The following is a 23,312-nucleotide window of genomic DNA, read 5'->3' on the forward strand; positions in this document are numbered from 1 at the left end:
TTTTTAGTGTTAAATTTTCATGCTAAACATCAGATTTTTAACGGATTAAACACTTGGCTCCTCGGAGCCGTTAACAAATTCTCAAAAAATAACCGAAGTATTGTACCAAATTTCAAGACAATAAAACCGCACATTTCTTATAAAGTATTGAAAATCAGAAGTACTTTGGTGTTGCATAGAAAAAGGACACCGGGATCCCTCCCGATGTCCACCACTAAATCCACGTCAAAAATGAAACAAAAACATTATGACGTTGAATCAATTGCAAAATTACGAAATTATTTTGTCTTATCAAATTTGGCTTTCTGCTCTAATCGTTGAGTCCGATATTTTTCCTCGTTGTCATACTGAGCTTTGTATCCGATTGGCCCGAGGCTATTGATTGCATCTTCCTTCTGACTGTCGATGACGTGCAGATAGCGTTCGGTCATGCTCAGGGTACTGTGACCGAGCAATGAGGAAACGGTCTTGATATTCGCGCCAGCGCTGAGTGTGTTTACAGCAAAGGAATGTCGACCGCAGTGCCAAGTAATATGTTTCTTTATACCGGCGTGTTTTACCCACGTTCCGAGGGAGTTGTTGCAGGCAATATATGTGGGCAAATCGAATATCAATGTATCGGGCGTCGCATTGTCGGGCAGACAACCTATCAATTCAATCAAGGCATCGCTGAGAGGTATGACCACTTGGCTGTGATTGCTGCGACCTCTCGTCTTCTTCTGCTCGAAACGGAGTGTCCTTGTGGAATAATCCACATTGCGGTATGTAAGTCTGCTGACATCGCAATACCTTATCCCTGCGAACAAAGTGAGTAAAAATGCTCGTTGGATTATGCTGTTCTCCTGAGGATAATGGGTTGCTACAAGTTTTTCGATTTCTTCAAGTGTGAGAAATTCCTTATTTATCGCCATCTTGTCAAATTTTATCACGATGCCGTCACAAGGATTCTTTCTCATCAATTCCTGCTCAAATGCCAGTTTTACAACCCTCTTGAATCGGTTAAAGATAGTAAGCGGCCCCTGTCCGTAACCTCTCTGATTGACAAAGTCTGCAAATTCCCTCATCATCTCCGGGGTGAGCTGGTCAGGCCGGATATAGGAGGAATATGCCGAATACTTCGGAGTCTCGGCGAGAAATGTCTTGAATCGGTTTAGGGCTACCTTGGAGCCATTAAGATGAGAGGGAGCATTTTTACTCTCGTTGATGAATTTCTGAAAAAAATCTAGAAAATTCACATTGGTGTCTCGGCGGAATTTATATCCCTCACGATCTTCGAGAAAACGCTGCTCTCTCTCAAATCTCGTTTTCTCAGCAAGCGCAAGAGTGTTCTTATTCTGAATCCGCTCACGCTGGTCTTTCGGACTGGCATAAAGATAGAGATTGAGATTCTCTTTCTTGCGGACATGCTTTACTTTATACTTGGGCTTTCCGGCCATAGCCCCGTCGGTATAGTAAACCTGATTGCCGTCAGCGTCAAGCTCAGGAGTCTCCGACCTTCCGAGATAGTACTCCAGATACAGGCTTATCCTGCCGTCTTTGAGTACCGACTGCATTATCTTGGGGTTTTGCTTAGTTCTTCTTTCTAATTTAGCCATAATCCATTATCTTTGTATGGTGCAAAGGTAATCCGGCGAAATCAGAAATTAAAATCGCCCTCAGCATCTATTAACAAACGAAATGTACTAATTGTGTACTGAATGGTCTAAAAAATAGAAAAAACTATAACATTCCCGAATTGCCACTTGCGCACAATATGCTGATATTCAGCTTATATAATTGTATTTTATTCTAAGCTGTTTCTTTTGAATATTCCATGAGGATAAATTTTACATTCTTTTTCTCATTTAGGTTGCCGTATTTCTCCACAAACTCGTCATAATACTGATTGAGGTGTTCGCGCAGATGTTCTGACGGTTCATGGGTCTCAGCTTCATAGTTGTAGAGTTGCTGGTATGTCTCCGATATGGTGACATAGAGCATGGCGCGCTTCGCCTGTTCGGGCTTCAATTCCAATGGATTGAATGTCGCGCTGTTCTTGCGTACTTCCGAGAGGAAGCCGACAAGACCGTCCTGAACGACCATACTGCCATTGTGATGGAAGAACTGAATATCCTCCGAGAAAGGACGGGGCGACATATCGACCTCGGTTTTCTCCGGCTGCTGTGCCGCCACTCTTGGCTGTCTGCCGGGAATGAAAAAGCCTTCTGTTTTCTCGATTACAGTGCCGCCCTCAACGATAGTTCCGGATTTATAATCCTTGTTGACTTCTTTTTCAGCCGCCTGACGCTCACGCTCCGCAAGCTGGGCGTATGCGATTGACATCATAGCCTCGTAGAACCCGTTGATAGGCGGATTATCGTCCCAGTTCAGAGAACCGTAAAATTCCAGCTCCTTTTCAGTAAGCGGCCGGAATTTATTTGTCGGCAACGGTCTGGCGTCAGCCCACGGTTTCGGCTTTTCGACCGGCTTTTCCTCCTTCTCTTTCTTTGGCACAGCAGTACGCTGGCGTTTTGGCGCATCCCTCGGCTCCAGTTCCCCGAAAAGATTGTAGGCGAACAGACGCGGGTCGGGATTGTCGGAATAATCCGGGCCGCCGTCGGTTTCTATTTCCTTCGACTGTTGCGGAATGGAATCCGAAGGCACATTATCGGATTGCTCAACCTTCCGTGTTTCTGCATTGGACGTAACAATCTCGACAGCCTCTTGCTTGGCGGTCTTTGTCAGCTTCGGGTCTTCGAGCTGCTCACAGATAGCCACACGTTGCCCGGCTCTTACGAGCTTGGGCAGGTAGGTGTCGAGCGCATGATGCGGGAATCCGGCAAGCTCTATATATTTGTCACTGCCGTTGGCTCTGCGGGTCAGCGTAATACCTAAAATCTCCGACGCTTTTACCGCATCCTCGCCGAATATCTCATAGAAATCGCCCACTCTAAACAGCAGTACAGCATCGGGATGTTTCTTTTTCATCTCCTGATACTGTTGCATCAGAGGCGTATTGGTGAGGCTCGACTTCTTTTCTGCTTTCGGAGTTTCCTTTGGTTTAGGCGTGATGGGATCAGGCGTAGGCGGCTTGATAGCGTTGGAATTATACAGTTCCAGATTCAGGCGCAGACGGAATGACAGGGTTAAAGCGTCATGCAGGTCACGGGCAATACCATCTATGCCGTCCTTGTGGGTATAGACAATAGCCGGTTTGCCATACTGGTCAGTACCCACTTTGGCATCAGTGTAGATTACATTCTGCGGAAACGCCTGAAAGAACTTGTTGCCCGGCACCTTTGTCTGTCGGTCAACAACCGACTGGATGAAAAATTCTTCGTCTGCCGATAATGCTTTCTTCCCCATATGCTTCTGGAGAATGATAAGGTCAGAACCTGCATCCGTTCCGGCATTATCGGAGAAAGTATTATTGGACAGACGCAGGGCTGCCACAAGATCCGCGCGTTTCACAAGCTCCATCCTCACGAAGGGAGAAGCGGCGTTCATAACACCTTGCGATGCGATGAAGGCAACCAATCCACCCTCACGCACTTGATCGAGTGCCTTGAGAAAGAAGTAATTGTGTATCGTCTTTGTTGATTGACGGAAGGCTATCTCATTGCTCACAGCATACGCCGGGTCTGCCACAGCAAAATCGCCGAAAGGAATATTGGAGGCTGCCACGTCGAAGTATCCGCTGAAATCGGGGTCTATCTTCTCGAAGCCCTCTATGCGGGTCAGGATTGACGGGTGCAGGGCTGACAGGATTTTACCGGTGAGCAAATCCTTCTCATAGGCAAGCACTTCGGCACCGGGGTATCTGTCATTCCGCAGGAAAGAATCGACAAACGCTCCCTGTCCGGCCGACGGTTCAAGAAATCTTTTGACATCGACCCCGGCATCTTTCAGCGCATCGGAAATGGAGTCAACAACAGGTTGTGGCGTATAGAATGCTGTCAGTACCGAGGCTTTCAGAGAATCCATATACTCCGCAAACTCCCTGTCATTGTGGCTGTAATCATGAATCATACGGCGCAGTTCCACCGTCGGCGCGAACAGCTCAATATCCGACTTGCTCCACTTGGCGGCATCGGCAAGCTCGTTGGCATCGTTGAGGATACATTTCAACCCGCCGAAGCCGGAGTACCTGCCGAGAATCTCCCGTTCTTCGGCAGTCTGCGCATTGCGTTTCTCAACACCAAGACGAAACGCCATCCGAATAGCCTCGATGTTGTCGCGCATCACTTTCAGACGGTTATAGCTCATAGCCGTCGAGTATTTCGGAGATTACGCCGAGCAGTTCGGTAAGCATCGGACGGTGGTTCTCGCGGCTGAGGAAATCACCGTTGACACCGTATCTGTCAAGTATTTCCTTTACGGAAGGGAGCGTAACAAGGTGGTCTGCCATAGAGGGCCACGACCATTCGGGAAGGCGCGTCCAGAGGTTTTCCTCAAGCACCGAATACACTATGTCATAGGGGGAAACATAGAGTCCGTCGAGCAGTGTGCGGTAACTAAGCTCTGTCGCCACCGACACGCCGCGCCCCTGAAGACGCTCCGTAATAAAACGGTCGTAGGCATCTTCAACACGGGCTTCTATGAATTTATTATCTGAAAGCTGGGGGAAGTGGTGGTCACGAAGGTGGCCCCGGAGATAGTCGCGGTAGCGGTCTAATTCCGGCAATTCAACGTTATGTCTCATAATTCGGATGGATTGTAGTGGTCTGCCGGTATCCGCCATATAGAAAAAAGGACACCGGGATCCCTCCCGATGTCCGACCACTAAATCCACGTCAAAAATGAAACAAAAACATTATGACGTTGAATCAGCGGCAAAGTTAACGATTTATTCGGACACGGGAGGAATATTTCGGGTTAATAATTGTATTTTCAGAGTGTTTTGTCGTTTTCTGTTTCGTTTTCAGCCGGTGGTGTGAAAGCGTCGATTACGCGCTTCACTATAAGGCTGTATAACTTTCGCTCGTCACCGGACAGGTCTGTCGGATGAATGCCGGTAGTGACTATGCCGTAGCCGTTGAAGGCCGTCTGCCTGCCGTCATATATATGTCGCGCATCAGGCTTGAAGGCTTTTGGGGCGAGCTTTCCCCATTTGGGGTGATATGTGAGTGTGCGGATGTTCCGCTTCATCTTGTGGCATACGGTCTTGGGTATGCGGGTTTCTATGTAGAGCGGGAAAGAGATGAGCTTCTTGAAGTACAGCATCATGGCGGTGTCGAACATCCGGTCGAAATCCCAGCCCAGACTGTCGCGGGCATCATCTGCCAGAGTGTACATGCAGTAGAGCGTCGGTTCGGGATCTTCCGTCATGCCGTCGGATACCTCATTCTCGCGCTCCCACATATCTTCTACCTCGCAGCCGAAATCGGTCGTGCCGTCAAGTGTTTCAAGCACATCGTCCTTATCAACCTCTATTATGCGGTTGATGATAACCTCGCCGAGCCACTTCTCGTACTCGTCGGTGTCGGTGCGCCCGTTGAAAACTGCGTTGCGGATCGCCTGACGGGTCAGCACGGGCAGCCATGCACGTTTTACCGTAACCGGCGTTGCAAGATAGTAGTACAGGTTAAGGAACATGAGTTCCCCCTCTTCGCAGGGCAGCATGGCGTTGATGACCGTGTGGCTCTTTTCCCAGAGCGAGCGGATGGTGCCGAGGTGCCGGGCATCCGCCGCGCTTTTCTTATATCCCACCACTTCATCGTAGTTGCGCATGGCAAACTCGAAGTTGTGGGCATACACCTCCCGGCTTTTCATTGATGTCGCCAGCACAAGGCTGTTTTTCGCCTTGAAGGCGGCTTCTATAAGTTCGCCGTTCGTCCATGTCACGGCATAGCCGTTGCCGAGATAATAGCCTTCGTGTGTTTCGTTGGCGCATATTGCTTTGGCGATGGTATCGGCCATAAGATGGTTGTCGGTTATGACCGTTATGAGATTTTTCTGTTCCATTTTTTACGTTATTTTTGGTGGATGGTTTGGATTGAGTGGTCTTGCGGATATATGGCGTCGGGAGTTCCGGACCTCCCTCAGCCGTTTTATCCGGATTGTGTCAGTATGTCGTCACATTTTCGGGCCTTTCGGCTTACGCTGCTGCTGTTGCTGTGCCTCGTTTTTCGGTGCGGTCTGGTACTTCTGGAGCGGTTCGGCAACGTGCTTTGTCGCCTCGTTGGTCAGCCCGTCGGTGTTCACCGCCTTCTGCGTGCGGGATTCTTCCGCCACCGTCACACGCGGGTCGTTGAGCGATGTCGTCGGACGCTGTTTCTCCGGGTTGAACTGGAGATAGACAGTGTTGAGCTTGCCGTTTTTGTCGGGGATATTTGTCAGCTCCACGACCTTGCCGGCGGCGTAGTCTGCCTGTTGCTGCTGTGTCATCGGCACTTTGCACCATTTTGAGAGCGGCTTTATCCTGCCGTCCGCCGTGATCCACGACGATGGCTTCTGCCCCTGCGTCTGCTGTTCACGCTGCTCGTGTCGCCGCCCTGATTCGGGTACGAACTCGACCCCCTTGCGGTCTGCCGACACCTGAAGCACCACGTTGTAGGTCTTGCCGTTCTTGTCGGTAATCTCTTTCGGCGGAAGTGCCATTCCCTGTTTGAGCTGTGCCACTTCGGCGTCGGTGAGCTTGGTCTGGCCGACGGTGTTTCTTACGAACACATCCTTTACCGGCACCGACACCAGTTCGTTGGTATAGCGGTCGATGCTGACGTAGGACGGTACTTTCTTGCCGTTTCTGCCCGTCAGTTCCACAACCTTGCCGAGATTGCCGGTCTCGCGCAGCACAGCCTTCTCATCTTTTGAGAACTTGTAGCCCATGAAGTCCTGATCGAGCCTCGCCTCACGGTGGATGAAGTGTGGCACCAGCTTCACACTGCCGTCGGGGTCTGTGCGGAACGAGAGCCGGGCGTCTATCGGGAATTTCTCTCCGGCGAATGTCGGTGTTACAGTCACGATTTTCGACTTGCGGTTGTAGAGCATCTCCTTGAGGTCTCCGCTCTTTTCCAGTTCAGCGCGGTCGATGCCCCATTTTTCTTTGAGTGTCGCCCAGTCTATCCTGCTTTCGTCAATTGCGGAGTGCTTCACCTCCTTGTCGGGAGTTTGTGCATTGCCGGTGACATTTGCCTGTGCGGGCTGTTCCTCAGGAGCGGCAGCCTGCTGTGGCTGTTCAACCTTCTGCTCTGACTTCGGAAGCTCCACCACATTGTTTTTAAGCATCTCCGCATTGGCGACCGGGTCTTTCGCGAGGTCACCGATTACGGTGCCCACCGTGTCGTAGCGGTCAGCGGGGACACGGAAGAATCCGAATGTCGAAGGGTTCTTGCACTGACGCACGAAATTCGACATGAAGGCTTCGAGCGGGTTCTGACCTTTCTGGAATTTCACGAGGTCTGAGATTTTTGCCGACTTTACATCGGTCATCTTTGGAGTGCCGTCCTCATTGAGTCCGGTCACCGCGCCTACCTGCCCAGTTTCGTTGTTGCGGGCGATAAGCACTTCTTCAGGGTTTTGATTCTGGTCTTGTGCCATAATAAAAATTGTTTTGGGTTAAAAACTTGCGCTGCCTACGGCGCGATAATTATCATGAGTGAAAGTGTGTTCTAATTTTATTCAGCCGTCCCTTCCTGCAAATACCTCGGCCACATCGGCAATACGGTATGTGATTTTGCTGTTCTTGGCTTCTCCGTGCTTCGTGAAAGGGATTTCGCCGTTTTTTCTCATCATGCAGAGCTTGCGGTCGGATATGCCGTACTGCTCACATATTTCCCGGCTCGTCATGGTCTGCCTTGAAGGGTCAATTATAGCATAGCCTTGCAGCAGTCCGATAAACTTCTTGCCGAAGCCGTCAAGTTTTGTGTCAAATCTCGATTCAAGCTCCTTTATCATCCGGCAGATGATTTTGAACTCCGCTGAACTGATCATAGGGCAGGTACTTTTTTATACTTGTTTCTGATTTCCTCCAGCACCGCCTCGCTCCATTTGAGCTGAAGGCGGCTTATGGCCTTGATGATGGGGGCGAGATGATAGAATACCTCCCGGCCGCGCTCTATCCATGTGAGCTGATAGCGGCGGCGGACACGCTGGAGCTGTCTGGTTGACATATGCAGCAGACGAGCTGCCATTGCGTTGGGGATAGGTGGTATTGAGGACAGTTCATCCTTCTCCTCCTTTGCCTCTTTCTTTTTTCTTTCCTCCTTTGTGAGGATTGCGAGTATCAGCGACAGTGTTTCTTCAAGAGTGACAGTCCGCTGATAGAGCATTTCCAGTGTAATCTGTTGTTCCATTTCTTTTCGGATTTAGTGTTACGCTGGCAAAGGTATATAGAAGCGAAAAGGGCAGTCGGGAACGTTACGGGAACATTCCCGAAAATAATTTTCTGACGGATAAAGACAAAGCGCCGGCTATTGATATGTAGCCGACGCTCTGTCAGACGGTTAGCTATATATCAACTAAAAGTCGAGGTCACCGAGATTTTTTGCGAGGTTCTCCATATCCTGACTGATTTTGGAGTTTGTGATACGGGCGTATATCTGCGTTGTCTGAATGTTGGTGTGTCCAAGCATCTTCGACACCGATTCGATGGGTACACCCTTGCCGAGTGTCATAGTCGTTGCAAAGGTGTGGCGCGCCAGATGGAAAGTGAGATTCTTCTCAATGCCACAGATGTCGGCTATCTCTTTCAGATAGCAGTTGAGCTTCTGATTTGTTATTATAGGCATCAGTTGGCCGTCAAGATACTTGCCTTCGTATTTTTTGAGTATCTTGAGTGCAGGCGGAAGAAGCGGCACCGTCACTTTGGTGTTTGTCTTCTGGCGGTGTGTGACGATCCACAGACGTCCGTCAAACATCTTCTGTATGTTGTCAACACGCAGGTTAGCAAGGTCGATGTACGCCAGCCCGGTAAAACAGGCGAATACGAATATGTCGCGGACATGTTCAAGACGCTTGGATGCAAACTCCTTATCCATCATCTTTTTCAGGTCATCTTCCGTAAGGAAGCCTCGGTCAACACGCTGCACCGAGATTTTATAGCCGTTGAATGGATCAACGAAAATCAATCCGGCGCGGATAGCTTTGTTGATTACCTGCTTAAAGAACTTCATACACTTGTAGGTGGTATTCTGGCTGTAACCATACTCAGTACGCAGGAAGAACTCCAAGTCCACTATGAACTGGTATTTGATTTCCCTCAGAGGGATGTCAGTGATATTGTACTTCTTCTTCATGAACTCTACCACACGGCGATACATTCGCTCGTACTTCTGATAGGTAGGATTGGCTTTGCTTATGCCAATGAGTTTTTTTGTATCTTCAAGATGCTGAAGATAGAGAGTTACGAGTGATTCCTCCTTTGCAGTAACACCCGTAAAGGCGTTTTTCACCATTTCGGCTGTAACGTAGCCATGACGATTAAGGAGGTCATAGTAGTGTTCCTTCAGAACATGGCGCATATCCTCAATGCGCTTGTTGAATTCGGCAATTTTTGAAGACCTGCCGATAGCCTTAGACGCAGCAGCGTCCCAGAGGTCTGGCTCTATTGAGAGCGTGGAATTTAGTCGTTCATATTCACCGTCCACAGTGATTTTTATTATTATGGCACATTTGCCATCCTTATTCACTTGGTTTCGACGAATCAAGAACAAAACTTTGAAAGTGCTCTTTTTCATCTTACGTTGGATTTAGTGTCATCATTTCCGTTTTTTAGGCGGTGGATGCAATGATAACGAGTGAAACATTAAGATGGATTGGACACTTTTGAGAACAATAAGCGACAAATCAGCGACTTAGATTGATTTTAACATTGAGGACATTTTCAAGACACTATATAATTCCATACTTTCAAAAGAATTAAATCGGAATATCGGAAATAGTGTCGGACACCCGTTTTAACACCCACAATCCAATGGGTTAAAATGTCGCCTGTTTTCCGACTTTCTTCCGAGTTATGTCTTTGTAAGTATATGGCATTAAGATTATTAGATGCGTTTTAGGCACTATTTAGGCACTAAAAAGATTTTTGAAATCTTAGTGCCTGGTTAGTGCCTAAACTCTGTCCGGGGGAGTCCTTTTTGCGTCTTTTTTCGGTCCTGAGTCGAAAGGATTAGATAAAAGAAAACCTCGGAACTACTTGATAGTCCGAGGTTTGTCTCGTTAAGTCCGAATTAGTTCGGTAGTACATAGTGGAGCTGGAGGAACTTGAACCTTACGCTCCAAATGTACACATATCAACGAGTTGCAATTGGTTAACATTCGTGTGTAGCGAATTTGCAACCTAAATTTCTATATCCTCACGCAGCCGCTCGCCACGTGACCCAAAGGGATTCTAAGGGTATTGCAAAGTTAATGCTTTTTCCACTGATATTCAAGTCCGAGGGTTCATTTTAGAAAATTTTATGACCGGTTGTTAAAATATTATGGCCTCGCAACGAGACCGGCAATCAGTCTGGTGAAATCCGATATGTCGCCCCGGACGCTTGCATTTTCAAGAGCGGACATATATTCCCGACGTTTCTCTAACGGTACAACAGTCCATGGATAGCCCCCCGAGGCAAGCATGGCGTTAAGGATAAAGCGTCCCATACGTCCGTTCCCATCCATGTAGGGATGTATGAATACAAACATAAAATGCCCCAGCACGGCTCTTACTCTCGGATCAGGCTCCTCACTTATCAGTCGGAACAATTCCGGCATGGCGTCCGACACAGCGCGGGGATTAAGAGGAATGTGCTGTGAACCTCGAATATAGACCTGATTTGTGCGATACCCGATGAGGTCTGACGCTGTAAGAATACCGGCGGTGACAAACGGCATCCACATCTGGCGATACCATCGGGAATGATCTTCTTCCAAAACGCCGCCCGCATTTTGTCCCGCAAGTATCTTTCTGACCGACTCCTTTACCGACTGAAATGCCTGATAATAGCCACGCGCCACAAGTGCGCTCTTTTGTTCCTTGTCGTCACTGTCCGGTTTCCAATTGCCCGATCTAACCTTTTCGATAAGTTCTCTCGATACCTGATAGCCCTCTATGGAAAGAGAGTGATAGGCGTCTTCAAGATATTTTTCATCCACATGTTCGAGATACGATTCTATGTCGGCGACCGCTTCAGGAGTTTGCGGAAAATTTTCCAATACCTGTTCCCTCATTGTCGCCCACATCATTCTTATACGTGCCGCGTATGGCGATTTGGCATATATGGCTGTCGTGTCTGTCTCGGCAGAAAATGGGTTGTACTCAGAGACAGCATATCCAAAATCTCTCATCGTCAACAGTATCTCATCTGCAATAGCCCCTTTGCCGACACTCCGAAGCGCACCGATAATGCGTCCGGCTCTTGTCGTGGCTCCTTTATCAGTCAGAATCTTCAACAATTCGCTTGCGTTGTCGATCATCGACAGGCATATCCGTGCAGACATGGGGTCATTGGAATAATATGATGGGGAAGCGTATACTAATGCGGATTCAAGGCTATAGAGACGCAACCCATATATGGGGTCTACGACAATATTTTGTGTAAGTTCCGATTTAAGCGGAAGCAGGGTGTGGCCGTATGGAAGACTGACTATGTTATTGCTTGCTTTTGGAGATTTAAGAATCAACTGGCCCGGAACAGTGGTCTTGCCGGAATGGAAATCAAGTGAAGAATCGGCAGACAGACTCCAGTCAGAGCCGAAACGTGAATCGGCGTAGGCACGCACAAAATGCCAATATGACGTGTACCACACGGTGGTGTCGCCCTCGCTTCCCGGTCGTGAAGGAATATACCATCCCTTCATCACTTCCTGAAGCCATCCGTTTGCCAACAGACGGTTCAGATGGGTACGCGAAATGGCCTCCGTACCGCGCAGGATTAAATTTGGTTCTTTATCCTGAAGCTGCCGAAGCACCTCCAGCGAATCAGCCAGCAATTCTTGAATAGTCGCCATATTGTCACATCTTATTAGTCTTTGTTCAATGAGAGTTTCTCGTATTTATTAACGGATGATTGCTCGTATTTGTTGTTGCAGAGATACTCGTATTTGCTGCAAAGGTAATCATAATTGCCGAATTAACAAAATCTTATTCGGTTCATTATCGTATCTTCCCGTTTATCATATCAAGCTCTTATTTTGTAATCTCAATTGTTTCTCCAACGGTTGATACGATCCCGGATTTCAGCCTTCGGTAGTCGGGCGTTGATGGCGAATAATTCTTCAAGTCGGTCTGCCGCCATTGATGTCGATATGATGTCATGCCTGACCAACTCATCGAATATGAAGAGGATGCCATGCACCTCGATTGACTGTTCTTCTGCATAGCGTCTAAGCCGTCGGTCGCCCGTCAACATTGGTACGTTATGCTTTCTTGCGAAATAGCATACCGAGCAATCGGGTATGGAGAGATTGCCGGAAACTGACGAGTGTTCCTCAACAATTTCAATCACTTCATCAGCAGTGAATCCATCGACGGATATTTCCCCTCGGGCAACAAGTTCATCAAAAATTCTTCGCTGGTCGGCATCTGCAATTTCCGCCACCACTAAATCCACAGTGTGAATTTCGTATGGCAGCCTGCACATTTCTTCCAATAGACCTACCGAATGGAGGTCAATGAAGATATTTGTATCGTTGACTAATATCTTCATCGTTTATACAAGCTGGAGTTGTGATCTCACTCTGTCAACAGAGGTGTTGAGAAGCGATGCCGCCTTCGACAGCGAGATAATCTCATCGGCAACCGCGCGATATACCATCCTCACAAATCGGCCTGACGTCTCCGAGATAAAAAGCGATTTCTCGACTATCGCGTTGAAATCCGGGAAGAGCTTTTTCTTTTTAAGGTATCCCTCATATCTTCTTCCGGTTATCACTCCGAGTTCTTTCAGCGACAACATGATGGTATCTATCGAAGCACCATACTGTTTCTGAATATCGCATAATTCAGCCAATGAGATGTCATGGCGAGTATTGCCGAGGCGTCCTTTCAGCACCGATGACGGCACCAGCATTTCCGAGGCAAACACATTGCACAGACGTTCAATCTCTTTTACATCGTATCCTGCGGGAAGCCCGATAATAAGATGTCCGAGTTCGTGGAGCAGCGTAAAACGCTTCTCCTCCGAAGGCAGATTCCTGTTTACGACAATTACAGGTATATTGTCGTTGGCATAGCCGCTGAGACCTCCGAATGACTTGTTTTCGGAGATCTCGATAATCTTTATGCCGTTATCTTCAAATACCTCTATCACGTTTGAAATGCCGTCATGCCCGAGTCCGAGCATAGATCGCACCTCACCGGCATATCTCCTCACATCGTCAGCATTCTCCACATCTCTTTTTTCAAGGGTGTAATCAGTTCTGATTCCGCATAATTCCTCGATTTCGAGGTATCTTTCCAATTCCTCCCTGACTTTTTCGCGTATTGATGAGACTGCACGTTCCGATACTCCGGTCTTCTTGTTGAACATTATCTTGTCAACGGCGACGGTAAACGGACGGAAGAAATAATCCGGTTTCACTCCCAACGCCATACTGAAGGCTATCAGCATCCGGCTGTCTGGCATGGTCAGTCCCTTCTCGTACTTGTTTATGGCCTGACGGGTCACGGCGGGCTGAACTTCTTTCCCAAGTTCATCCATCGTAAGCCCTTTGATAAGGCGGGCTTGATTTAGCCGACGCCCGAATATGTTGTTTGAGTCTTTAGTCATATTGCAGAATCTTTTCAGTTGACAAAGTTACAAAATATTTCTCATTTGTAAACCATACAAGAGCATAAAAAGTTTAGACAATCCGTCAAGGTGGCCGACAAGAGGTTGAGCGGACTGCCGTGTTTGCGGCGTGATGCCGCCGCAACGTGACGGTGGACGAGCCACTGACACCTTGCGACCGCCTCGCGCCTAATGGCAACGGCGGGACACCGATAACCGGCAACGCCTCCGAGGTCTGCATCGGGGACGCTGCCTCACCTCTGAGACTTATTGCCGTTCCTCCGTGTTCTTTATCGCCGTTGCCTGATAAGGATTTTTACCGTCCGCTCAACCACTTGCCGTCCGGGAACTACGCCACTCGGCATAGACTGTGGCCGTCATCCTTCCTGCGTTGTCTGACAACCACAGACTACGCTGGTCGTGTCGCCCGGTACCATTTTACTATCAGTCAGTGGGGAATTTATTTTCATAGTTGATTATGCGACTGTCCGTTTTGCCGCTATTGCCTATTATTTGAGCGGCGATTTTCAATTCACCGTCCCGGAGTCGTGGCTCCTGTTCATTGTCCAATCAGCCAGCGATTTCACTTGCTTGCCATTGCTTAACGTGTGGCGAAAGGGATATTCTTTTGGCTTTGGAATGAAAAATCTCCACAGCTCCCTGCGGTCGGTAGTATTTTTAATCCCAAGGCCGAACATCCCCCTCTCTCCCGCCACACGCCCTTTGGGTGTCAAGCAAGCAAAACCGATGGTGATATACAAATAAAAAAACGTCGCAACGATGAAAACGAACAGCCACATAAATAGTCAAGGCAAAGCTTCAAGCCTCAGGTTCAACCAAATAAAAAGAACAATCCTTTGGTTGGCAGGGATATTCGGAGCAATAATAGGTCTGACCTTGTGGGCTTTCCTCCGACCGATATTCCGAGGCATTGGCTGGGTAATATCAATCATCAGCGCACTTGTGATAATCTATTGGATATTAACTTTCTAAAGACATACGACTATGAAATCATCTGAAAATTTTATCGAGGCTATCCGTCAGTATCTTGACAGCCGTGCAGCGAGCGACACCCTTTTCGCTATCCGCTATGCCTCGCCGTCTAAATCCGTAGCCGAGTGCTGTCAGTATATACTCAACGAAGTCAAGCGTCAAGGCGTGTCGGTTCTGACCAACGATGAGGTGTATTCGCTTGCCTGTCATTACTTTGACAGCGATGTCAGCGCAGAGGAAATCGGCAAACCTATCAACTGGAAGGTAGTAATCTCCAAAGACCAACTTACCGAGGAAGACAAGGCTCAACTCAAGGAGCAGGCTATGGAGCAATACCGAGAGGAACAACTCCGAGAAATCAGACGTCAGTCAGCACCGAAGGCTCAACCCAAAGCGACCGCCACCGCTCCCAAAGCCGGAGAGGAAATCAATGTTCAACCCAGTCTTTTCGACCTCTAAAACTCCAAGAAGATGAAACCTCGCAATCTCAAAGAAAAACATATAGTGGAACTGAATGGGCGACTTCGCCCGCTCACCACTCCCCAAATGAATTGGGCACTCAATTCAACCATCAACCATTACGGCTATCGGCTGAAATCCGGAATGTGTACCTGTATGAAATGCGGTCACGAGTGGCTGGAGACACGGAACGGAATATGCCTATGCCCCGAATGTGGCACTCGGATTGAAATCAAGGACACCAAAGAGCGTGTTATCCGTGACAAGTCCTATTTCAACGTTATCACCACCATTGAGGACTATCAGGTAGTGAGAATGTTCCTGATGATAGTGGAAATGCGTAAGGGTATGAAGGCTAATCCCGCCTATCTTGAAATCGGCAGTTATTGGATTGACAGCAATGGCAAGACTACCGTAGTAGGTTTGCAGAGGACATTGGGACACTATATCGACTGTTTCGCCTTTGGTTCTCCGTTGGAGATAAGACGTGACAATGAAGCCTTCCAGCGCATATCCGATGAATGGGTATATCCCCGCATCAAGGTAACGGACACCATCAAACGCAATGGCTTCAAAGGGAGTTGCCACTATATCCACCCCGTGACTATGTTTCAAGAGTTACTGACTAACTCAAAGGCGGAAACGCTGATGAAAGCCAATGAGATAGAATTGCTCCGATACCTATGTGCAAGACCCACTAATAAGGCATATATCGACACCTATTGGAACACCATCAAGATAGCCAATCGCAATGGCTACAAGGTCAAGGACTCGCAGATGTGGATGGACTACATCAAGATGCTGGAGCGTTGCGGCAAGGATATCTTATCCCCAAAGTATATCTGCCCCACCAATCTCAAAGAGGAACTCGACCGCTATATGAGGAAGGTACATATTCTTGAAGACAGAAAGAAAAGAGCTGAGGACATCCGCAAAGCCAAGGAGAGGGAGGCGAGTTTCAAAGAACAGAAAGAGAAATTCTTCGGCATCCGCATCAATGACGGAGAGATTGAGGTCAAGGTATTGGAGAGTGTTGAGGAATACCGGCAGGAAGCCGAAAGTCAGCACATCTGTCTGTTCAGCGCAGCCTACGACCAGCGTGAGGACAGCCTTATCTTCTCAGCGAGGATAGACGGCAGGATAATCGAGACCATCGAGGTTGACCTCCGCACCCTCAGAGTGGTTCAGTCAAGAGGCGTATGCAACAAGAACACCGCCTATCACGACCGCATAATCAACCTCATCAACGCCAATGCCCACCTCATCAAAGAAAGAATAACAGCATAAGATGTTTTTCATAGTCAGAACGGAGCGACCTCGCGATGAAGTCGCTCCATTCATTTTGTCAAAAATTTCGGCCGCCAAAAGGCGGCGTTGGAGAATTCTTCAGTTATATGGAATTGATTACATCCTGTAACTTACCGAGAAAAGTGGCGGCATGGGCGCCGTCCATCTGGGTGTGATGGAATTGGAATGATACGGTAAGCCGGGTTTTGAAGAAGCCATTGCGGTAGCGTCCCCATATCAGGAAAGGATTGTTGAATACTCCGCTATACATTCCGACGGCTCCGTCAATGTCGTATTGCGCCAGTGCCGACGTACCTATCACCATGCTGTCGGCGATGTCGTGGTTAACGCAGGTATCGGCTACCTGTCTGGTCAGGCAAAGATAGTCGACGTTGAAAACGGTGAGGTCGTCGGTATAGGGTATGTCGCATGAACTGACCTCGCCTGCCTGATTTAGAACGATAGTGTTTACGGCTATAGAGTCATATTGCATCAATTTACCACCGACCGGGAGCATATAAAACTCCTTGACTTGCGAGGCGGCACGGCCTATGCACCAGCACATCAGCATATTGAATTTCAGACCTTGCCGTCGGCTTATGCGGCGCAGTCGGGTCACGTCGAGCTTCTTGAACAGCGTCACCATCGGCATCGGGGCCTTCATCCACATCTCGAATGCATATGCGCGTGTGGTTCCCGCAGGATTGACTTCTTGCATCATCTTTTTTATGCAAAATTACCACAGGCGCATCGACCTCGATAGAAGAAAAGGGACATTTATACCGGAACGGTATATAAATCGGAGTACGGCGTCTGGTACGCAGTCAGTTGTTTGGGCGTCATACCGCTGAACTGGCGGAAGTCGCGGATGAAATGCGACTGGTCAGAGTATCCGCTGGCGTATGCAATGCCGACATAATCGCGTGAGCCGAGCTGCATCATTCTCAAAGCCCGCTGGAACCGGGCTATACGTCCGTATTCCTTAGGATTCATGCCGACATATTCGCGGAATAGGCGACCGTATTGTTTCTTGCCAAGGCAGGCGATTCCGGCGAGATTGTCAACCGAAGTTGATGGCGAGCGGAGCAACGCGGAGAGCGACGCCCCGATTCTTTCAATGTTCAACGATGGGGCAATTCGTGCGGTCAGCCATTGTTCTATCAGCGATACTGCCGTTTCGGAATCCGCACAATCAAAAATCCGGTCGGCAAGCAGATTCAGTGGTTTATTGCTGATAGCGTAGCCGGAAATCTCCTGATTGTAGAATGCCGACGGCGGCGCACCGATAAACTTCCCGATGGTATGGGGATAGAAAACGGCGACAATCATCTCCATGTCGCCGTCAGAGGCTATGTGTGCCGGGAAATTCACCTGCCCGCTGATAGTAAACTTATCCTGACGGGAGGATAATTCGGGGATAAACAGCGGCGTGCGTCTGTGAAAAATCATCTGCGGACAACCGATAGGGAATGTCAGGACGCGGAAAGGCTTATCGCTTTCCAGCACCCAATAGTAGCGCACATACGGGCGCAGTTTCTCCTTCGGTTGATAGATTCTCATTGATAATCTATTTAAGATTTCTTACCATGGCATCCGAATCTGCTGCTTATTCTGTTCTGCGGTCAGCCTGTCGCTCTCTATTGATATGTATGGCATGATAATCTTCTTTTGTCATTAGATAAAATTGTTCGGTACGCCTGTCCCCAAGAGGCGAGACAATATCGGGATTAGTATGGTGATACTTGAATCCGCATTTCTCGCAGACACGTCTTGATTTGTCGTTTCCGTCATAATATCCGCACCATACGGCACCGAGTTCAAGGTCATTGAAGCATCTTGACAACAAGGCTTTTACCCCTTCCGGTATCAATCCTTGTCCCCAATATGGCTTGCCAATCCAATAGCCAATCTCTGCCTCATTTGTTTGCATTTCAGCGGCATGTAAACTGTTGGAGAACATTATACCACAACAACCCACAGGCTCATCAGTCTCTTTCAATACAACGGCATAAGTTTCCGGCGCGGAAAACACAGTCCGGATAATTTCAAGGCTGTTTTCCACGGAAGTATGCGGCGGCCAACCTGCAACCAAACCGATTGCAGGGTCAGAAGCGTACTTATAAAGAGCCTCGGCATCGTCCTCTCGCCAAGGTCGCAGGATAAGTCTGTCAGTTTCTATCATGCTTCATTCATAGTCGATGCGCTCAATTTTGAAGATTACAGGGCGCGTCCCGTCGTTGCAGCATGTGATCATGGTGTTTTCATCGCGCATCCAACCCTTCATGATGGAGCCGCCCTGCAATCCGGCGTAGATGTATCTGGAGATAGCATCCCACGCCTCGGAGCAGAATGGCTTTTTCGGACCACCTGCCACCTCATCAGGATTGCCGTCGGTTTTCACGAGCGTGTCGAGTCCACAGTGCCAGAAGTCATCCCGGACGTCATCACGATAGAACATGAACTCATCGCCCTTGTTGTAGACAGGGCATTTGCCGGAGCAAGGATTCACGCAGTATTGCTGCTGATATTCGGGATAGAGCTTGGTGTCAAGCACAGTGATTTTCACTTTATGTTTCATACCTATGTGTTGTTTATTCTTTTCTTCACTTTGAGCCATGCGGGGCTGCCGGAGATGCAGCATTGCCGCATCGTGTCGCACATCTCCACGAATCGGCTCCTGGGAATTGAGAAACTGAGAATGTCATGGTGGAAGAATTGACGTGCTGAGACATCAAGCATACCGATAAAACAATGTTTGCCGCCTGCGCGGTTTTCGTTGACCATCGTCGTTATTGCCGACGCACAGCCTGAACCCCACGGAGACATCACGGCATTAAGATCCGAGCTGTCATAGTTGGCCCAAGCGAAAAGACCGGAAAGCACGTCGGGCGTCACAAAGAATATCAGACCCTCTATTTCATCGAAATTGTCAAGATTGCCGACCGGCACGATATTCAGATATGGCTTTTCGGACAGACGTGGGTTCAGTGCCGTTATATAACCTCGAACCAGTTCCGGCGACTGTTTGTATTTTTCCACTTTTGAGACGAAGTCATATATACGCTCCTGTACCGGCCCGAGACCTGTGTACAGCTTGCCGCCTCCGCATGTGAGACTCTCGGCGTCGAAAGTTACTGTTTCCCCTTTATATGCCCTATGAAATTGCTTGAACATACAGCCCGCGATATTCCAAGGCTCACTGAGAGGCTTATCGGCATATACCACAGCGAGAGGCAACGGCACAGATGCTCCGAAACACTCCCGATATTCTGCTATGAATTCTGACGGGTTCATCATAAGAGACATCCTATTGAAATAAAGAGCAGAAGCCCTGCTTGTTGAATTGATAGTACATTTCTATACGCTCTTGCGTGTCGTTTTCAAGCAACAGAAGCAACTCCTTTGCAAATTCAAGCGTAGCCGAACCGTTTGCAGTCACAATGCGGTTGTCGCTTACGGCTTGCGTGTGGATGTACCCTTCGGGATTCGTATAGATCTCACCACCCCAAATTTTAAGTTGTTCCAATCCGTTGCCGGTATGTTTCACGGCATTGAGAAAACCATGTTTCGCCATCCACGAAGCTGCGTTACAGATAGCACCGACTGTTTTGCCTTCTTCAATGGCTTTTCGGACTATCGGCACGACTTTGTCAGCGACGGGCGTGCTCCAGCCGAAGCCACCAATCAGCACCAGCGCAGCATAATCGTCGGGCATCGTGTCAAACGCATAGTCCGGCAATGTTCGGAAACCGCCGATAGATTTAATCGGATCCAGTGTCGGCGCTACAATCTTGTTGACATATTTGGGATATTCTTTCAGCGCATACTCATCGGAGGCGATTGCCTGCGCGAGATACACTACCTCATGCGCCGCGAAGTCGGGTAGCAGAATATAAAGAATTTCGTTGCTCATAGTTCATTTCTGTTTTTGGCGGTTTGACATTATGGTGTCGAAGTTGTCGCGGCCCCAGTTGATGAGGGCTTCGACGTGGGGCAAAAGTGTTCTGCCGAAGTCAGTGACGGAATATTCCGTGCGAGGCGGCACATCCGGGAACAGTTCGCGGCGGATTATGCCGTCGGTCGTCAACTGACGGAGAACCTGCGACAGTACCTTTTCAGACACAGACGGGATATTGCGGTACAACTCGTTGAAGCGCACCGGCTCGTTCTCGGAAATCTTCACGAGAACGACCAGCGCCCACTTGTTGCCGAGCCATTCGAGCATCGGGGCGGCCTTGCAATATTCGTAATCCAGTTTTTTTGCCATATACTGTCATGCAAAACAGGCTGATAACGAGTAAAACAAACTTTTAGGTAAGGGTCAAACCTTTCGGTAAGTTGTTGCTTTGGCTCTGACTATCACCTAATTTTGCATTACAAAATTAACAAAAAATATCGAGATATGATATATCCTGAGCTACATTTCACAGGTCAGGTGTGGCGACCTCCATACGAAGCCAGTTCCCAGCTGCTGCAACTGACCTCCGGCTGCACATGGCACAAATGCAAGTTTTGCAGTCTATACCACGGTACACCCTTCCGAATGTCGCCTCTTTCAGAGGTGGAGGAAGACCTTATAGTCATCCGGCAGTGGCAACCACGCGCACGACGTGTCTATCTCACCGGAGCGAACCCTTTCGCGTTGAGTTACAACAAACTCATGGATGTTGCTTTGCTGTTAAGGAAGTATCTTCCGCACATGGTGTCGTTCGGGATGTTCGCCCGCGTAACGGACATTACGTCCAAGACAGTTGAAGAACTGAAGAACCTCCACCATTTGAAACTCGACAGCATCAATATTGGCATAGAGACTGCCCATGACCCGACATTGGAGCGGATGAACAAGGGCTATCACGCCGCCGACATTCTTGAACAGCTCACAAAACTCGACGAGGCAGGAATCCGCTACAATGTATTCTATCTTAACGGACTCAGCGGCAAGGGCAATGGCGAGGCAAGCGCGATAGCGACCGCCGAGGTGTTGAATCAACTCCATCCCTGCATCATCAACATAGTGTCGTTGACAATCTTTCCGGAGTCGCAGTTATATCAGGAAGTGCAAGACGGCACGTATATAGAGGAACCGGAGATAGAGCGACTGATGGAGATGCGGACACTTATCGACAAACTGAATATACGTGTCAACCTGCTCGGTCACCATATCTCCAATACGGTACCAATCACGGGAGCATTACCGGATGACAAAGCCGCGATACTCCGAGAATTTGATAAGGCGATAGCGCAGTTTCCGGAAAAGGAACTGAAAGCATATCGCAGCAGGATATGGCATCTGTGAAGACTCTAATCCTGTTTCCAGCCTGCTCATTTTGGGCAGGCTTTCTTATGCTTATTCGCCCGATTTTTAGTAATTTTGCAGTTATAAAGCGTATCAACCTCAACATAACATCTCGCAATATGACAAAAGCAGAAATAGCAAACGAAATATCAAAATCGACAGGGATCGAGAAAACTGCCGTTATCTCTGTAATCGAACAGTTTATGACTGTTGTAAAAGACAGCCTCGCTCACGGCGAGAACGTATATCTCCGTGGATTCGGTTCATTCATCGTCAAGACCCGCGCAGAGAAAACGGCCCGGAACATCAGTAAGAACACAACAATCATAATCCCGGCGCACAATATCCCGGCATTCAAACCCGCCAATTCCTTCAAGGAAGAAGTCGCAAAATAATGGCATCCAGACGTACTATAATAGAGGAATGGATGATGGCGCAGAAACGCCACCATCTTTCCGATGTGCAGGTGCAGATGGCTCGTGAGCTTGGATTCAAACCGGATTCTCTACGGAAGATTGACAACCACAAGCAGGAGCCGTGGAAAACCCCGTTGCCACAACACATTGAGAACCTCTATGAGAAACGCTTCAAGCGTGAGCAGCCTGAGATTGTGAAATCACTGAAACAACAACTTCAGGAAGATGCCGCCAAACGAGCTGCCAAGAGGAAATCTAAAGATGCCCGCCGAAAGGCTGCGCAAGAGCAAGATGACCAATCTCTTAATGCAGAATGATATTTATGGATAACGAACATAATGAATACGGTGAAAATCCCGTTGAAGATATGATGACCGATTACGATTATCACGTCAACACCGGCGAATTGCCGGAACTTTTCGATGAAGCATCGGTTGACGACTACATCGCCAACCTCAATGACTGGGATTGAAATATGATATACTACGATTGTGGCATTGATAAGGCCGTCATTATTAAACTCCAAACATAAGCAGCCATCGCCAGAACGAATCAAATACAGTAAAAGCATGACACATAAAGAGATTACAGAGCAATCAAAGAGATTATTGTTGCTTACAGGAGCTAAACTATTCGGCTCCAAAGGATATGACGCAACATCAATATCTGTAATTGAGAAAGACCTCAATCAGACCCGTGGTGCCATTGCCTATCATTTTAAGTCTAAACTGGGACTTTTGAGGAGACTGTCAACAAATACTATCTCAATCGTGTCATGTTCTCTTCCGTACCGGAAGAATACCGTGGACGCCTGAAAGATTTCTATGTCAAATATGTTTCGATGCTGGAGGAAGAATGTTTGGAAATGATGAATGGCGGGATTCGGAACGTTGCCGGGACATTCCTGAGTCTCGAAGCCGACGCATTAAGAAACTTACCTGATTTCAGAAACAAATGCACAGAACTTAAGCATAGGCAAGCATCGGTGCTGGAACTTGTTGTCGGACGAGCTATTCAGAACGGCGAGATTAAATCGGACATCATCCCTTCTGTGATAGCTGATTTGTTTATGAACGTGGTAATAGGACAGAATTATCGTTCCAATGTCGAGGGTTCCAGATACTATACCGACGGCATGTTACGCCAGTTCAACAGTATATATCGCTTGATTTCCAATCAATAACA

At 48.2% G+C, this 23,312-nt stretch carries 27 protein-coding genes; 8 read left to right on the top strand and 19 right to left on the bottom strand.

Annotated features, from left to right (window positions below; translation table 11 throughout):
* Positions 1-278 precede the first annotated feature (278 nt).
* The 12 genes from QGT73_RS10345 to QGT73_RS10400 form a co-directional block, all read right to left on the bottom strand.
* Complete coding sequence (locus QGT73_RS10345) at positions 279-1,595, bottom strand: tyrosine-type recombinase/integrase (RefSeq protein ID WP_280122394.1); 1,317 nt, start codon at positions 1,593-1,595, stop codon at positions 279-281.
* Positions 1,596-1,788: 193 nt separating this feature from the next.
* Complete coding sequence (locus QGT73_RS10350) at positions 1,789-4,245, bottom strand: MutS N-terminal domain-containing protein (protein WP_280122395.1); 2,457 nt, start codon at positions 4,243-4,245, stop codon at positions 1,789-1,791.
* Complete coding sequence (locus tag QGT73_RS10355) at positions 4,235-4,681, bottom strand: DUF1896 family protein (RefSeq protein ID WP_280122396.1); 447 nt, start codon at positions 4,679-4,681, stop codon at positions 4,235-4,237. Before QGT73_RS10355 ends, QGT73_RS10350 begins: the two co-directional genes overlap by 11 nt.
* Before the next feature lie 188 nt (positions 4,682-4,869).
* A complete protein-coding gene (locus QGT73_RS10360; protein ID WP_280122397.1) occupies positions 4,870-5,943 on the bottom strand; it encodes a DNA topoisomerase in 1,074 nt (357 codons plus the stop codon).
* A gap of 111 nt (positions 5,944-6,054) precedes the next feature.
* Complete coding sequence (locus QGT73_RS10365) at positions 6,055-7,518, bottom strand: DUF4099 domain-containing protein (RefSeq protein WP_280122398.1); 1,464 nt, start codon at positions 7,516-7,518, stop codon at positions 6,055-6,057.
* 81 nt (positions 7,519-7,599) lie between these two features.
* Positions 7,600-7,911 (bottom strand): MerR family transcriptional regulator, encoded by a 312-nt coding sequence (locus tag QGT73_RS10370; protein WP_280122399.1) that lies wholly within the window; start codon positions 7,909-7,911, stop codon positions 7,600-7,602.
* Entirely contained in the window at positions 7,908-8,273 is a 366-nt protein-coding gene (locus QGT73_RS10375; RefSeq protein ID WP_280122400.1) for a hypothetical protein, read from the bottom strand. Before QGT73_RS10375 ends, QGT73_RS10370 begins: the two co-directional genes overlap by 4 nt.
* A gap of 165 nt (positions 8,274-8,438) precedes the next feature.
* Entirely contained in the window at positions 8,439-9,656 is a 1,218-nt protein-coding gene (locus QGT73_RS10380; RefSeq protein ID WP_280122401.1) for a site-specific integrase, read from the bottom strand.
* Between the two features lie 745 nt (positions 9,657-10,401).
* Entirely contained in the window at positions 10,402-11,916 is a 1,515-nt protein-coding gene (locus tag QGT73_RS10385; RefSeq protein ID WP_280122402.1) for a Fic family protein, read from the bottom strand.
* A 191-nt stretch (positions 11,917-12,107) separates the two neighbouring features.
* Entirely contained in the window at positions 12,108-12,614 is a 507-nt protein-coding gene (locus QGT73_RS10390) for a PIN domain-containing protein (RefSeq protein ID WP_123486544.1), read from the bottom strand.
* Between the two features lie 3 nt (positions 12,615-12,617).
* Positions 12,618-13,676, bottom strand: coding sequence for a helix-turn-helix domain-containing protein (locus QGT73_RS10395; RefSeq protein ID WP_123486543.1), 1,059 nt, complete (start codon positions 13,674-13,676; stop codon positions 12,618-12,620).
* A 527-nt stretch (positions 13,677-14,203) separates the two neighbouring features.
* Positions 14,204-14,476 carry a hypothetical protein gene (locus QGT73_RS10400; protein ID WP_123486542.1) on the bottom strand — a complete coding sequence of 91 codons (273 nt, stop codon included), beginning with the start codon at positions 14,474-14,476 and terminating at the stop codon, positions 14,204-14,206.
* Positions 14,477-14,681: 205 nt separating this feature from the next.
* On the opposite strand from QGT73_RS10400, the gene QGT73_RS10405 reads away from it, so the two are divergent.
* Complete coding sequence (locus QGT73_RS10405) at positions 14,682-15,128, top strand: PcfK-like family protein (protein WP_280122403.1); 447 nt, start codon at positions 14,682-14,684, stop codon at positions 15,126-15,128.
* Positions 15,129-15,140: 12 nt separating this feature from the next.
* On the top strand, positions 15,141-16,415 hold the full coding sequence (locus QGT73_RS10410) for a PcfJ domain-containing protein (RefSeq protein ID WP_280122404.1): 1,275 nt from the start codon (positions 15,141-15,143) through the stop codon (positions 16,413-16,415).
* A 103-nt stretch (positions 16,416-16,518) separates the two neighbouring features.
* Here the strand turns inward: QGT73_RS10410 and QGT73_RS10415 are convergent, their stop codons facing one another.
* Genes QGT73_RS10415 through QGT73_RS10445 form a run of 7 tightly spaced genes read right to left on the bottom strand, consistent with a single transcriptional unit; the run spans position 16,519 to position 20,682 of the window.
* Positions 16,519-17,133 (bottom strand): CatA-like O-acetyltransferase, family 2, encoded by a 615-nt coding sequence (locus QGT73_RS10415; protein WP_280122411.1) that lies wholly within the window; start codon positions 17,131-17,133, stop codon positions 16,519-16,521.
* Between the two features lie 59 nt (positions 17,134-17,192).
* Positions 17,193-17,975, bottom strand: coding sequence for a helix-turn-helix domain-containing protein (locus QGT73_RS10420; protein WP_280122405.1), 783 nt, complete (start codon positions 17,973-17,975; stop codon positions 17,193-17,195).
* Positions 17,976-18,021: 46 nt separating this feature from the next.
* Complete coding sequence (locus QGT73_RS10425; protein ID WP_123486538.1) at positions 18,022-18,597, bottom strand: GNAT family N-acetyltransferase; 576 nt, start codon at positions 18,595-18,597, stop codon at positions 18,022-18,024.
* A gap of 3 nt (positions 18,598-18,600) precedes the next feature.
* Positions 18,601-18,993, bottom strand: coding sequence for a TIGR04076 family protein (locus tag QGT73_RS10430; protein ID WP_123486537.1), 393 nt, complete (start codon positions 18,991-18,993; stop codon positions 18,601-18,603).
* Positions 18,994-18,995: 2 nt separating this feature from the next.
* Positions 18,996-19,712, bottom strand: coding sequence for a DUF169 domain-containing protein (locus QGT73_RS10435; protein ID WP_160631428.1), 717 nt, complete (start codon positions 19,710-19,712; stop codon positions 18,996-18,998).
* A gap of 10 nt (positions 19,713-19,722) precedes the next feature.
* Complete coding sequence (locus tag QGT73_RS10440) at positions 19,723-20,328, bottom strand: DJ-1/PfpI family protein (protein ID WP_123486535.1); 606 nt, start codon at positions 20,326-20,328, stop codon at positions 19,723-19,725.
* Between the two features lie 3 nt (positions 20,329-20,331).
* The gene (locus tag QGT73_RS10445) at positions 20,332-20,682 is read right to left on the bottom strand and encodes a winged helix-turn-helix transcriptional regulator (RefSeq protein ID WP_123486534.1); all 351 of its coding nucleotides are present in this window, start codon (positions 20,680-20,682) and stop codon (positions 20,332-20,334) included.
* A gap of 135 nt (positions 20,683-20,817) precedes the next feature.
* Here QGT73_RS10445 and QGT73_RS10450 point away from each other — a divergent pair, with 135 nt between their 5' ends.
* The 6 genes from QGT73_RS10450 (at position 20,818) to QGT73_RS10470 (ending at position 23,310) form a co-directional block, all read left to right on the top strand.
* Positions 20,818-21,711 (top strand): radical SAM protein, encoded by an 894-nt coding sequence (locus QGT73_RS10450; protein ID WP_123486533.1) that lies wholly within the window; start codon positions 20,818-20,820, stop codon positions 21,709-21,711.
* Between the two features lie 119 nt (positions 21,712-21,830).
* Positions 21,831-22,106, top strand: a complete 276-nt coding sequence (locus tag QGT73_RS10455; RefSeq protein WP_123486546.1) for an HU family DNA-binding protein — start codon at positions 21,831-21,833, stop codon at positions 22,104-22,106.
* Entirely contained in the window at positions 22,106-22,444 is a 339-nt protein-coding gene (locus tag QGT73_RS10460) for a hypothetical protein (RefSeq protein ID WP_280122406.1), read from the top strand. The genes QGT73_RS10455 and QGT73_RS10460 overlap by 1 nt, the downstream gene beginning before the upstream one ends.
* 5 nt (positions 22,445-22,449) lie before the next feature.
* Positions 22,450-22,599, top strand: coding sequence for a hypothetical protein (locus QGT73_RS10465; protein WP_164913256.1), 150 nt, complete (start codon positions 22,450-22,452; stop codon positions 22,597-22,599).
* Between the two features lie 97 nt (positions 22,600-22,696).
* Positions 22,697-22,942, top strand: a complete 246-nt coding sequence (locus QGT73_RS17520) for a TetR/AcrR family transcriptional regulator (protein WP_354667212.1) — start codon at positions 22,697-22,699, stop codon at positions 22,940-22,942.
* A complete protein-coding gene (locus QGT73_RS10470; protein WP_280122407.1) occupies positions 22,903-23,310 on the top strand; it encodes a hypothetical protein in 408 nt (135 codons plus the stop codon). Before QGT73_RS17520 ends, QGT73_RS10470 begins: the two co-directional genes overlap by 40 nt.
* Positions 23,311-23,312: the final 2 nt, after the last annotated feature.

The organism is Duncaniella muricolitica (assembly GCF_910574735.1).
Classification (GTDB): Bacteria; Bacteroidota; Bacteroidia; order Bacteroidales; family Muribaculaceae; genus Duncaniella; species Duncaniella muricolitica.